The sequence below is a fragment of the Streptomyces swartbergensis genome, from assembly GCF_002148965.1.
In the GTDB taxonomy this organism is placed as follows: Bacteria; Actinomycetota; Actinomycetes; order Streptomycetales; family Streptomycetaceae; genus Streptomyces; species Streptomyces swartbergensis.
The window spans coordinates 1-13,619 of record NZ_NGFN01000236.1; the positions used below are offsets into that span (position 1 = coordinate 1).

A 13,619-nucleotide genomic window follows, 5' to 3' on the forward strand; every position below is an offset into this window, starting at 1 on the left:
CCACCTCGAAGCAGCTCTCCCGACTGCTCGCCGTCCTCGGGCGCATCGAGCGCCTCGGCAACAAACTCCCCCACCCCTTCTGGCTGTTCGGTGTGCTCAGCGTCGTCCTGGCGCTGGTCAGCTGGTTCCTGTCGGCCACCGGTGCCTCCGCGCTCAACCCCGCCACCGGCAAGACGGTGGGGGTGCGCAGCCTCGTCTCGGGCGAGGGGCTGCGGATGATGATCTCCGACGCGGTGACCAACTACGCCACGTTCCCGCCACTCGGCACGATCCTCGTGGTCATGCTCGGCGTGGGCCGTCGCGACCGGTCGGGGCTGCTGCCCGCGATGCTGCGGGCGGCCGTGGCCAGGGTCCCGGCCCGGTGGCTGACGTTCACGCTCGCCTTCACCGCCATGGTCGCGCACGTCGCGTCCGACGCGGCCTGCGTGGTGCTGGTGCCGCTGGGCGCGATGGCGTTCCGGGCGGTGGGGCGCAGTCCGATGCTCGGTGCCGTGGTGGCGTTCGTGTCGGTGTCCGCCGGGTACGACGCGAGCCCGCTGGTCACACCGACGGACGCGATCCTGGCCGGGCTCACGACGGCCGCCGCCCACACGGTGGACCCTTCCTACGTGGTCAACCCGCTCTCCGACTACTTCTTCTCCGTGGCCTCGTCGGTCGTCCTGGCGATCGTCGTCACCGTCGTCACCGTCGTCACGGAAAAGGTCATCGCCCATCGGGTGGCGCGATGCCCGAGGAACCGGAGCCGGAGGACGCCCCCGAGGCCGCCGGTACGGAAGCCGGGGGACTGACGCTGCGCCCGGAGGAGCGCAGAGGCCTGCGCAACGCGGGTCTCGCGCTGCCGGCGTACACCGCGCTGCTCGTGGCCGCGACGGCCCCGGCCGGATCACCCCTGCGCGGCGAGGGCGGCAGCATCGTGGAGTCGCCGGTGCTCACCGGCGTCGCGGTCGTGCTGGCGGTGACGTTCCCCGGCCTCTGGACGCCCGCACGCGGGCTCCCCTAGGGTGCGATGGCAAGCGCTTTCTAGCCTGCACACGCCAATCCCTGCCATGCCAATCCCACGTGCGCGCAGCCCCGCCGACGGCCCGGACGAGGAACCGACGCGGGCCTGACGCGGAAAGGCAGTGCCCCGTGCCGCACAGCGAGCCCCACAGACCGTCGCACCCATCGCACCCGTCATGGACCCGCAAGTCGTTCTTACGGGGAATGGCAGCCGTCGGCGCCGCCCCCCTGCTCCCCGCCGCCGTACTTCCCGCCGGCACCGCCGAAGCCGCCCCCTCGACCCGGCCGGATTTCGCGCTGCTCCGGAACGGCACCCCCGCGGACGTGTTCGTGGACGCGGCCGACGATCCCGCCGTGATCCGCGCGGCCGGTGACCTCGTGGCGGACGTGGAGCGGGTCGGCGGCGTCGGACCACGGCTGCTGCACACCGTGCCCCGGCGGGCCGAACTCCTGGTCATGGTCGGGACGATCGGCGCCAGCCCGGTGATCGACCGGCTCGTCCGGCGCAGACGCCTGGACGTCTCCCGGGTCGAGGGCCGCTGGGAGGCGTCCGTCACCCAGGTCGTGGACCGTCCGCTGCCCGGCGTGGACCGCGCCCTGGTCATCGCGGGCAGCGACCGGCGCGGCACGGTCTACGGCGTCTACGACACCTCGGAGCGCATCGGCGTCTCGCCCTGGTACTGGTGGGCCGACGTCCCGGTGGTCCGCCGCGACACGGTGACGGTCCCGGCAGGCCCCTTCGTACGCCACGAACCCGCCGTCCGCTACCGCGGCATCTTCATCAACGACGAGCAGAACCTGACCACCTGGTCCCACCGCACCCAGGAGCCGGACAAGAACATCGGGCCCCGCACCTACGAGCGGGTCTTCGAGCTGCTGCTCCGCCTCAAGGCCAACTACCTCTGGCCCGCGATGCACCCGTACTCCGACTTCTTCAACAAGCACCGCGAGAACCCCGAACTGGCCGACCGCTACGGCATCGTAGTCGGCTCCAGCCACCCCGAGGCCATGCTGCGCAACGGCGTGCACGAGTGGGAGCCGTGGGCCGAGGAGCACCGGAACCCCGACGGCACCCTGCCGCTCTACGACTACACGGTGAACCCGGCCGTCATCTCCGACTACTGGCGGGCCCGGGCCCGGCAGAACGCCGGCTACGAGAGCAGCTGGACGATCGGCATGCGCGGCCTGCACGACTCCGCGCTGGAGACGAAGTACGCCACCACGATCCCGGAGAAGGTCGCGGTGATGAACGACATCATCACCGACCAGCGCCGCATCCTGGCCGAGGAGGTGGGCGAGGCGGCCGCGCCGCAGATCTTCATCCCGTACAAGGAGGTCCTGGAGCTGTACAACGCGGGCGTCCAGGTCCCCGACGACGTCACGCTGATCTGGCCGGACGACAACCACGGCAACATGCGCCAGCTCCCGAACGACGCGGAGCGACGCCGCTCCGGCGGCAACGGCATCTACTACCACCTCTCCTACTGGGGCCGCCCCAGGAGCTATCTCTGGCTGGACACCACGCAGTTGAGCAAGGTGTGGCAGGAGCTGCGCCGGGTCCACGACCACCAGGCCGACCGGATGTGGATCTTCAACGTCGGCGACATCAAGTCGATCGAGACGGGCCTGTCCTTCTGCCTGGACATGGCGTGGGACGTGGACCGCTGGGGCCCGGAGAACGTCGGGGACTTCTTGGTGGAATGGGCGGGGCGCCAGTTCGGCCGGCGCCACGGCCCGGAGATCGCTGCCATCCGTACGGAGTACTACCGCCTGGCGGCGGAGCGGCGCCCGGAGTTCATCGACAAGGCGATCTTCTCGACGGTGCACCACGGGGATGAAGCCGAACGCCGGATGTCCGCCTACGAGCAGTTGCTGGACCGGGTGCGGAAGCTGGGCGCGAAGCTGCCCGAGCCCTACCGCGACGCCTTCTATGAACTGGTCGAGTACCCGGTGCACGGCGCCTACTTGATGAACCTGAAGTACTACTGGGCGGACCGGAACGCGCTCGCCGTCCGTCAGGGGCGCGGCGCGGGCACCAACCGCTTCGCGGATCTGGCCGAGGCCGCGCACGCCGAGGAGCAGGCGATCACCCGCCGCTACAACGCGGAGATCGCGGGCGGCAAGTGGGACGGCATCGTCAACCCCTACCCCTCCCAGATCCCGAAGGCCCCGGGCCGTCCGGCCGTCACGCGGGTGCCCCGCCAGGAGATCTCGGGCCTGGGGCTGGCCGCGGAGGGCAACGAAACGGGAGCGAGCCGACCGCTCTCCTTCTCCTCCTACACCCGCGACCACCGCTTCGTGGACGTCTTCAACACGGGCTTCCTCCCCCTCCAGTGGCAGGCCGAGCCGAGTCATCCATGGATCCGGCTGAGCACGGCGGGCGGCGAACTCACCGACCAGACACGGGTATGGGTGGAGATCGACTGGCCGCGGGCACCGGAGGGCACCCACCACCCCACGCTGACCTTCACCGGCGCCGGCACGACCGCCGAGGTACCCCTGCGGGTGGTCAACGACGGCGAACAGGCCCGGCATCGCACCCGCGGTTTCGTCGAGGCCCACGGCTACGTGTCGATCGACGCCGCGCACTTCGACCGCCAAGTGGCACGCGGCGGGGCCCGGTGGCGGGTCGTACGCGGCCTGGGACGCCGTACGGCCGCCGTCGAGGCGGTCCCGACGACCGCACCGCCGATCACCGAGGACCTCCCCACCCGGTCACCGGAGCTGCGCTACCGGGTGCGCTTCACCAGCACCGGCACCTTCCCGGTGACCGTCTTCCGGCTGCCCTCCCTCGACGAGCGGGGCAAGCGCCGACTGGCGATCGCCCTCGACGACCAGCCGCCGGCGCTCCTGTCCGGCCAGGCGATCGCCACCGGCAACCGGGGGGACGCCTGGGCCCGCAACGTCGAGGAGGGCATCGAGAAGCTGACGGCCCGGGTGACCGTCGCGGAGCCCGGGGAGCATGTGCTGCGGGTGTTCATGACCGACCCCGCGATCGCCGTGGACCAGATCGTCATCGACACGGGTGGCCTGCCCGCAAGCTATCTCGCGCCACCGGAGAGCTATCACCGCGTCTTCAATCCCGACCCTGCCGTCGCACCGGGCGTGGAGGCACCGGACCAATAGGCCAGTCACGGCAGTCGCCTGGCGCGACTGCCGTGCTTTTCAGGAGCACTGACGGGGGCACAGGTTCCTGCGTGCACAGGAAATCAATAAAAAGCTGGGTGCATGCAGCAACCGTGATTCGCTCGACGCCCCTCCGTGCATCCGTGCGCCCCTATGGAGAAAGGATTCGTCGGGCCGTCGGCAGATTCCACTGGGCAGGACATGAGGCGAGCATCATGTCGGTGCGACCGCACCAAAGTCCCGTGTGCCAACTGAGGCAGGTGGTATTCGATGAGCGGCTCCCTTCCCGGACCGGCCCGAGATTGGACAGTGGGCACTGCTCCAGGCATATTCCCATTCATCGGCCATGGTATCGACTTGGTCCGTCGACCGCTGGCCTTTCTGAATTCTTTGCCCGGATACGGGGATCTGGTCGAGATACGCCTGGGTCCGCAGCGTGCCTGGATGGCGTGCCACCCGGACTTGGTCCACCAAGTGCTCCGGGACCCGCGCACGTTCGACAAGGGCGGCCCGCTCTACGACAGGTTACGGATGCTGCTGGGGGACGGCGTCGGCACCTGCCGTCATCAGGATCACCGGCGCCAGCGCAGGATGCTCCAGCCCGAGTTCCGCAAGGCCCGCGTCGCCGACCAGGTGCACCTGATGGGCGAGGAAGTGGAGTCGGTGTGCCGCGCGTGGCGGGCCGGGCGAGCGGTCGACATCAGCGCGACCATGCTGGACCTGTCCACACGCGTGGTGAGCCGCGTCCTCTTCTCCGACTCGCTCGACCCCACGACGGCCGCCGAGATGCGCAGGTGCCTGGCCACCGTGGTCCGCGGCATGTTCGTCCGGACGGTGATGCCGGTCGACGCCCTGTTCCGTGTTCCCACGCCGGCGAACCGGCGTTACCGGCATGCTTCCGACCGCCTGCGCGCGATCGTCGACGCGGCCATCGCCCAGCGTCGGCGAGGCACTGCCCACGACGACCGCGGCGACCTGCTCGCAACCCTGCTGGCCGCTACGCGGGCCGATGGCGGCGGGACGGCGATCACCGATCAGGAAGTCCACGGCCAGGTGCTGACGCTGATGTTCGCCGGCGCCGAGAGTACCGCCCTGTGCCTCTCCTCCGCCTTGGAGCTCCTGGGGCGGAATCCCGAGGAGGAACGCCGCCTGCACTCCGAAGTCGACGCCGTGCTCGCTTCAGGGCAGCCGCCCGGCCCCGACGAGCTGCCGCGCCTCGTCCACACCCGGTGCGTCCTCACCGAGACCCTCCGCCACCGCCCGCCCGGCTGGCTCTTCACCCGCGTCACCACGCGGGAGACGGAGCTCGCCGGGCACCCTCTCCCGCAGGGCGCCACCGTCATGTTCAGCCCGTACCTCCTGCACCACGACCCCGCCCTGTTCCCGGACCCCGACCGCTTCCTCCCCGACCGCTGGCTGCCCGGGCAGGCCGTCGCGGTCCCGCCCGGAGCGATGATTCCGTTCGGTGCGGGCAGCCGGAAATGCATCGGAGAGACACTCGCGCTGGCAGAGGCCATGGTGGCCGTCGCGTTCATCGCCCGCCACTGGCGGCTGCGTCATCTGCCCGGCTACACCGAACGGCTGCGTCCAGCGGCGTCGTTGGGGCCGAGGGGGCTGGTGATGGTCAGCGAACCGCGAACGAGGAGGCCGGTGGGCACACCGCCTCGGACGGATTCACGCGCACCCGGGACAACTGTCGTACCCGTCGTCCACAACTCCCGAACGGCAGGTGGCAACGATGTCCGCGACGCATGAGGAAATCACGCTCGCCCCGCAGGAGGAGATTCCGGTCGTCGATCTGAGGGAACTGATCGACGCGAACCTCTACATGCCCTTCCCGTTCCAGCGCAATCCCCACGCGTCCGAAGCGGCGGCAGGCGTCGAGGAATGGCTGAGCACCTGGGGGCTGACCGACGACCCGGCGGTGGCGGCCATGATCTCCTATACGCGCCCCGCCGAACTCGCGGCCTACAACAGTCCGACCATGGACGCCGGGCTCCTCCAGATCATGGCCAACCAGATCGCCTACCAGTTCATCTTCGACGACCGCGCGGAGGACGTCGGCCGGCACACGCCGGGCCGGCTGCTGCCCATGTTGTGCGAGAGCATCGCGATCCTGCGGGACGGCCAACCGCCCACCACCCCGCTCGGGGCGGCCCTGACCGACCTCCATCGACAGGTACGGGAGCGGTGCACACCCGCTCAGGCCGCACGATGGGCCTGGAACAGCCGTGAGTACGTGCACGGCCTGCTGTACGAAGCGGTGGCCCAGACCCACCCCGTCCCGGTGGGAAGCGGGCTGTGCCGATCCATACGCTCCCTCATCGCGGGCGTCGAGCCGTTCTACCCGCTGTGCGAGGCCGCGCAGCCGTGTGAACTGGCCCCGGAGGAGATCCATCACCCCGTCATGCGACGCCTGAGCCGGCTGTCGGCCGACGCGGCGGTGTGGATACCCGACCTCTTCTCCGCGGTGAAGGAACAGCGGGCGGGCGGCGTGATCAACCTGGCCCTCGCCTACCAGCGGACCCACCGGTGCTCCCTGCCGGTGGCCGTCACGCTCGCCACACGGCACATCAACAGCACGATCCGCGAGTTCGAGGAACTCTACGGTGAGCTCAGGCCGGACTTGACCCCGTCCGGCGTCGGCTACGTGGAGGGCATGGCCGGCTGGATCCGCGGTTGCTACTTCTGGTCCCGGACCGTGCCACGGTACGCGGACACGATGGTGGCACCCGTGGTGCCCTGATGCGCTGTCCGACCGGTCGTTTCCCCCATAGGGGTCCCGAGAAGGGCGGAAACACAGCAGACTACCCGAAAGGCCGAGACCCGAACCGCCCCTGCGGGAAATTCACCCTCTCTGTCGACCTCCTGTTCCGACCCGGCCATGGGGCGTGCACGAGGGCGTACGCTCGCCGCGTCCGGCGGGGAGCAACGACAGGAAGCGGTAGACCACATGGCCCATGGGCTGCGGCAACCGATCACCGAAGACCGGCCTCTACTCGAACGCGACGAGGAACTCCAGGCCATCGACCAGGCGTTGGCGGAGCTCCGTGACACCGTCGACGGCGTGCCCCAGGTACCGCGCGGCGGGTTGCTCGCCTTCACCGGCGAGGCCGGGCTGGGCAAGACGACACTCATCGCGGCGGTGCGTGCCCGCGCCGCCGCCCTCGGGTTCACGGTGTTCTCCGGCAAGGGCGGCGAGAACGAGCGGGGGATGGCGTTCCGCGTCGTCCGCCAGGCCATGCAGCCCATCCTGGCCGGGATGAGCGAGACGGAGCGCCGGGGTTTCCTGGGCAGCTGGTACGACATCGTCGGCGCCGCGCTCGGTCTCGAGGCGACGGACCCCGCTCGGGTGCCGGACCCGACCGGAGTACGCGACGGCCTCGACTGGGTCATGACGCGGCTGACGATGCTGAACTCGCCTGTCGTTCTGCTCCTGGACGACCTGCACTGGGCCGATGCCGAATCCCTCGACTGGCTCGCCTCCTTCGCACCCCGGGTCGCGAACATCCCGCTGCTGATCGTCGTCGGCTACCGGCCCGACGAACTTCCGTCCGACGCGACCTCTTTCCGTACGCTCGTCGAACGCCACGAGCAGCGCCCGCACGTGCTGTCTCCGCTGGGCGAGGCCGGCGTCGCGCGGATCATCAGGGACGAAGTGGGCGAGGAAGCCGAGGACGAGTTCTGCGGCGAGTGCTGGACGGTCACCGGCGGAAGCCCCTTCGAGGCCGTCGAACTGGCCATCAGGCTCCGTGAGCGGAAGCTGAGGGGCACCCAGCACGAATTGCCCGTGATGCGGGACCTCGCCGCCGCGGTCAAGGGCCCCGGCCTGATCGAACGCCTGAAACGGCTCGGCCCGGGCACCGTCCGCTTCGCGTGGGCCGGCGCCGTCCTGGGTGGGTCCTTCTCACCGGAGGTCGCCGCCGACCTCGCGGTTCTCGGCAGCGAGGAGGCCCTCGAGGCGGCCGAGAAGCTGCGCGCCCGCCGCATTCTCGCGGACACCGACGAGCCCGCGGGCAACCTGGAGTTCGTCCACCCGCAGATCGCCACGACGATCTACCGCGACATCCCTGCGGGCCTGCGGGTCGGCATGCACAACGCGGCCGCCCATGCCGTCGCGCCGGGGCCCCGGAGGCGGCCCGGCGCGTGCTGACCCGAGCGCTGCGGGAACCACCCCCTGCCGAAGACCGTGCCGCCCTTCTGCACGAGCTGGCCTGCTCGACCTTCCTGATCGAGCCCACGGCCACGGTCAGCCTTCTCCGGGAGGCGCTGAAGGAGCCGGGAATCGACCCCGACCTGCGTGCCTCCATCGTCTACCGGCTGACCCAGGCGCTGGCCCACACCGACCGGCTGACCGAGGCCGCGACCGTGGCCGCCGACGAGGCGCGGCGCGCCACCAACGCGCGCGTCAAACTGCGCATGCAGGCCGATCACTTCGTGTGGAGCGCGTTCCGCGCCGACGAGCCCGACTCGTCCGCCCGCTCGCGCCGGCTGGCGCGGCTGGCGGACAAGCTGCCCGGCCGGGGCCTGGAGGAGCGCTACATCCTCGGGCTGCGGGCGTGGGACGCCCTCGTGCGCGGCGAGCCGCGGCGGACCGCCCTCGGGTATGCCGAGGAGGCCCTCCGCGGAGGGATGAGCTGGACCGACGAGAACCGCGGCTTCGAGGTGCCCGCCGCGGTCGCCCTGCTGTTCATGTACTGCGACCAGCCACGGCGGGCCGAGGAACTCTTCGCCGAAGGCATGGCCGAGTGCGAGCACATGGGGTGGCGTGGCTCCCATCTGGCGCAGGGCCAGACGCTCCTGGGCTACATCCGCTACCGCCGTGGCTGCCTGCGCGAGGCGGAAGAACTCGTCCGGGCCGGGCTGCACACCGCCGAGCGCGTCGAAGGAGCGGTGCCCGCCCAGTGGTTCGCCATCGGCATTCTCATCCAGACCCTGCTGGCCCGTGGGCGGACCGGTGAGGCGCGCCGGCTGGCCGACAGCTACCACTACGGCGACGTGGTCCCCAACGCCGTCATCTTCCCCGATCCCCGCACGGTGTACGCCGAGCTGCTCCTGGCGGAAGGGCGACTCACTCAGGCGGCGCGGCTGTTGTCCAAGGTCGGGGACTGGCTGGAGGGGCGGGACTGGCGCAACCCCGCGTGGTGTCCCTGGCAGCTGGGACTGGCCTCGGCACTCGCCCGCACCGCCCCCGACGAGGCGGTCCGCCACGCCCAGGACGCCGTCAAGCGGGCCCGGGACTTCGGTGCGGCGTCCGCGATCGGCCAGGCGCTGCATGTCCAGGCGGAGGTGACGGGCGGGGAGGCGGCACTCGGTCTGCACGCGCAGGCCGTCGACCACCTGGAGCAGTCGCCCGCCGCGTACGAACTGGCCCGTGCACTGGTCGGCCACGGCGCCGCGCTGGCCCGCAACGGCCATCTGCACGACGCCGCCGACCGGCTCTACCAGGGCCTGGAGGGCGCGGTGCACTGCGGTGCCGAAGGTCTGGCCGCCCGGGCCAGGCGGGAGCTCTCCGCCGCGGGACTGCGCCCGCTGCCCCTGCGCTACCCGCAGACGGACATGCTGACGACCCAGGAGCGCAGGGCCGCCGAGCTGACGGCCCTGGGTGACCCGGCATCGGTGGTCGCGAAGGACCTGCGGCTCACCGAGCAGGGCGTACGGCAACTGCTGTCCTCCGTGTACCGAAAACTCGGCACGGACGCATCCGGCCTCCCCGACGCCCTGTCGAACCGCTCCGGACACGAGCGGTAGCGGCCGGGAGCCCGGCCACGCACCCCGAAAGCCGGTCTCCTCACCGCTGCCTCGAATTGTGCTGCGCCCGATGCCCCATCGACTCCCAGAACCTCCGCAGCTCCGTGACGCTGGTGCGGCGCTGCCAGGAGGCTTTGGGCCGGAACGGGGAGCGGGACAGGAGGGTGGACTGGGCGCGGCAGAAGGCCTCGCCGAGTTCCGCTCGGTGGCCGTCGAGGCCCTCGGGAGGGTAGGGGCACAGTTCGAAGGCGCAGTCGTCGCGGCAGTTGGAGCCCGCCTGGGCGGAGGCCGAGCGGACGGTGGTGCGGCTCGGGTCGAGCGGGGTGCGGTCCAGGGTGAGGCAGGGCGGCAGATCGGGCCGGGCGGTGTGCTGGAGGCGCCGGATGCGGTCGGTGGGCCAGTCTCCCCGCTCGGCGAGGTTCAGCAGCAGCAGCACGTCGGCGAGGAGTTGCTGCGCGGTCGGGTGCAGGGCGCTCCAGCCCGTGGACGGCGGGATCCACAGGTTGTGCTTGCGTGCCTCGCCCCGGGACGTCTGGGAGCCGACGTGCGCGGCGACGCCCGACTCGTCGATCCACAGGAACCGTTCGGGCTGCCGGGTCTCCAGGGCCCAGACGCAGAGTTTGGCGGCCGCGGTCACGAACGGGTGCTCCGGTTCGCCGTCCGGCCGGGCCAGCCACTGACGGACCTGCTGGGCGGGGTCGGACCCGTGACCGCGTGACGGGCGCCCGGCGTCGGCGCCGTCGGGCAGGTCCCACAGGGTCAGCGCGTGCAGCAGCGTGAGGCGGGTGAACCAGAACCGGGTGCGCTTGAGCATGTCCCACGCCTGCTCGCTCAGGTACTCGCGGGCCTCGGGCCGGGCGTGCGGATGGCGGTGCCGGCGGTTCGCCGCGTACTTGAAGCCCTGGGCCAGCGCCACCTCCACGTTGAGGTCGAGTCCGGCGGGCCCGTCGGGACCGTCCGCCGGGATGCCGACGCGCCGCACCCAGCTCTCCAGGAACGCGTACGGGGTGTCCTGGTGCCGGTGGGTGGTGACCGAACCGACGAGCAGCGGGACCAGCCACGCGCACAGGGTGTTGTCCCGCCACTGCCGTTCCTCGGCCTCGCGGTCCTCGCGTTCCCGTCTGCGCTCCTGGCGCCGCTCGTCCTCACGCTCCTTCAGCTCCCTCTTCATGCGCGCGACCTGGCCCTCGCCCCGCCGGCGCAGCCTGGTCTCGCGCTCCCCCACCAGCTCCGGCTGCTGGCCGCCCCACAGCTTCTCCCGCCAGTCGGGCTCCCGTTCGACCCGCATGCCCTCCACCACCTGGGGCCCGCGCAGCCTCGGCTGGAGCGCGGCGAAGGCGAGGTCGCCGCCGGCGCCGATCTCCTGCGCGATGGCCAGCCGGACCGCGTAGGAGGGTTCGAGGCGGGCGATCTCGAACATCTCCAGATAGGCGGGGCGAAGGGTCTGCCGCTGGGCGACGCCGCGCATGGCCTCGCCGAACCGGGCCACGAGCAGGGCCTTCGCGGTGCGCAGGGTGTGCGGGTCGCGGGCCCGCAGATCCGGCCAGGACGTGCACAGCCGCATGGCGATGAGGTGCTGCTCCGGCTGGGCGTCGACGCTGTCGATCTCCAGGGCGGCCGCGTACAGCTCCAGGGCCTTGCTGTGCAGGGTGCGGCCGAAGAGCGGCCGTACCTGGTGCTTGTCGTCGTTGCCCGCTCCGGTGTTCCTGACCGTCTGTGCCTGGCAGGCGGCCTCCATCAGCAGGTCCCGGGCGGCACTCACCGGGCACCACGGTGTCCCGTCGGAGCCCGCCACGCCCGGCTCCTCGTGCACGCACGCGCCGTCGGGCAGCCGGGAGTGCAGCACCATGGCGATCAGCAGTTCCCGGCCCGGCCGTTGCAGGGCCGCCGGGAAGTACGAGCCCCGCGTCGGCTGTGCCGGGACGTCCGGGTGGATCACCGCGTTCAGGAAGCGGGCCCCCAACTGGGCCTGGATCACGCTGTGCTGGAAGCGGACGCGGTCGCCGCCGAGCTCGACCAGTTCCATCCGGGCGCCCCAGTGGGCGGCGAGCCTCAGGTCGATGCCGCTGTCGCCGACCCTGCGGGCCAGCTCCCGGACGATCTCGGGGAAGCGGGAGCGGGCCGGGTCCTGTTCGTCGACGACGTCGGCGAACCGCACCTCGGAAGTGTCGAGGGCGAGTCCCACGCACGCCAGCGCGGACAGGTAGTGGACGATCGCGCGGCGTTCCTCCGGGGAGAGCGGCAGATGCGGCCCGAAGCGGCCGCTGATGAGGGCGCTGAGCCAGGTCTCGAACAGGTGGAACCTCAGGGACGCCCGGTCGCCGCCCCGCGTCTCGACGGCCTCCTCATCAGCGGGGCCGGCGAGGGCGCGCTCCAGCAGTCCCTGCTCGTGCAGTTCGGCGGCGATCTCCAGGTAGGTGGGGGCCTCCGCGATGCCGGCCCGCTCGACGATCCAGTCCAGCCGCTGCCGGTCCTCCCCGGCGCCCCCGGACGAGATGTAGGTGAGTGCGGCCTCCTCGCTCAGCGGCTCCAGCTCGGTGAGGGACGCCTCCATGCCGCGCAGCGAGTCGTGCGGCCGCGAGGTGATGATCAGCGGCAGGCCCGTCTCGTTGGCGCGGCGGATGGCCAGCCTGATGATGGTGTCGCGCTCCTCCGTCAGCCGCTCCCCGGTCAGCGCCTCCTCCAGCCCGTCCGCGAGCACCACGATGCGCCCCTGCTGACACAGCCGTCGCCACACCTTCTCGGCCTCGGCGTCGGAGCGGATGTGGCCCTGCACCTCCCGGCTGAAACGTTTCCAGGCCAGGTCACGGAAGTCCAGGTTGTCGTCTGCGGCACGCAGCCGCAGCGGCACGGGCACCGCCCCGCGCTCCGCGAGCCGCTGCGTCAGCAGCACGACCAGCGCCGTCTTGCCGGTGCCGATACCGCCGACGACGACGTGCGTACGGCGGAAGCGGCGGTCCCGCAGATCCTCCATGAGGACGGAGCAGAGCTGGTCACGGCCCACGACCCGGCCGAAGATGCCGCCCGCGGTCTCCACGAGTTCGTGGGGCTCCAGGCGGGCCTTCCGCAGGTAGGCCCGGCGGACATGGCTGAACCGGAAGAACAGGTAGGTGACGGTGGCCAGGGCGAGGGTGAGGAAGGGCATGAAGAGGGACTGGAGGATGGTGCAGCTGAAATTATCCGTTGTGCACTGTTTGTCCACCCATCTGACGGGCGACTCGAAACTCCGTTCCTGCGGCAGGGTGATGACCGCCGTGACGGCCAGGAACAGCAGGAGCATCGCCCCGAGGAACGTCAGCACCAGCAGCGTCACGTACCCGCCGCTCTTGCGGACCCGCCAGGTCCTGGTCCGGTCGTAGCCCTGCCGCATCAGCCGGCGCCGGTGCAGCGCGCGGCGCAGGCCGAGCCCGTCGCGGAGTGTCCGCCCGAGCCGTCGGGGCAGTCCTCCTCCTTCGCGGCGCGGGGCAGCAGGACCCTGGGAAGCACGCGTACCACCGTTCACCCTGTGAGGGTTCCGCGCCGGCGGGCTCCCGGGCGCCCCGGGCGGCAGATTCACCCGACGGAAGCCTTCGGGGACCCGCCACCCGGCCGTACGCACGCCCCACCGGACGGCGCGGGACCCACACGCTCAACTGCCGCCTGTGCCGCATCACTTGACGCTGAACCGTTTCACTGCTTCCCTCGAAAAGCTGCTCATGGGAGCGCTCCCGCCCACCCCCCACGTGAAAGGGAACCCCGTGCAG

Annotated in this window: 6 protein-coding genes and 1 pseudogene; 6 read left to right on the forward strand and 1 reads right to left on the reverse strand. The window is 71.3% G+C overall.

The features are described from left to right. From CA983_RS29805 to CA983_RS29825, 6 genes and pseudogenes are all read left to right on the forward strand, one after another. Nucleotides 1-788, forward strand: a 788-nt coding sequence (locus CA983_RS29805; RefSeq protein ID WP_244207156.1) for an AbgT family transporter, incomplete at its 5' end; no start/stop codon positions are given. Continuing rightward, nucleotides 725-1,000, forward strand: a complete 276-nt coding sequence (locus CA983_RS48290; RefSeq protein WP_244207157.1) for an AbgT family transporter — start codon at nucleotides 725-727, stop codon at nucleotides 998-1,000. The genes CA983_RS29805 and CA983_RS48290, both read left to right, overlap by 64 nt. 203 nt (nucleotides 1,001-1,203) lie before the next feature. Then, the gene (locus CA983_RS29810; RefSeq protein WP_086603921.1) at nucleotides 1,204-4,125 is read left to right on the forward strand and encodes a glycosyl hydrolase 115 family protein; all 2,922 of its coding nucleotides are present in this window, start codon (nucleotides 1,204-1,206) and stop codon (nucleotides 4,123-4,125) included. Between the two features lie 270 nt (nucleotides 4,126-4,395). Further along, nucleotides 4,396-5,880 carry a cytochrome P450 gene (locus CA983_RS29815; RefSeq protein ID WP_086603922.1) on the forward strand — a complete coding sequence of 495 codons (1,485 nt, stop codon included), beginning with the start codon at nucleotides 4,396-4,398 and terminating at the stop codon, nucleotides 5,878-5,880. Then, nucleotides 5,864-6,871, forward strand: coding sequence for a (-)-alpha-amorphene synthase (locus CA983_RS29820; RefSeq protein WP_086603923.1), 1,008 nt, complete (start codon nucleotides 5,864-5,866; stop codon nucleotides 6,869-6,871). Before CA983_RS29815 ends, CA983_RS29820 begins: the two co-directional genes overlap by 17 nt. A 207-nt stretch (nucleotides 6,872-7,078) precedes the next feature. After that, nucleotides 7,079-9,876: pseudogene (locus CA983_RS29825) on the forward strand (ATP-binding protein). Between the two features lie 40 nt (nucleotides 9,877-9,916). Here the strand turns inward: CA983_RS29825 and CA983_RS29830 are convergent. Beyond that, nucleotides 9,917-13,378, reverse strand: a complete 3,462-nt coding sequence (locus CA983_RS29830) for an NACHT domain-containing protein (protein WP_244207158.1) — start codon at nucleotides 13,376-13,378, stop codon at nucleotides 9,917-9,919. Between the last annotated feature and the right edge of the window lie 241 nt (nucleotides 13,379-13,619).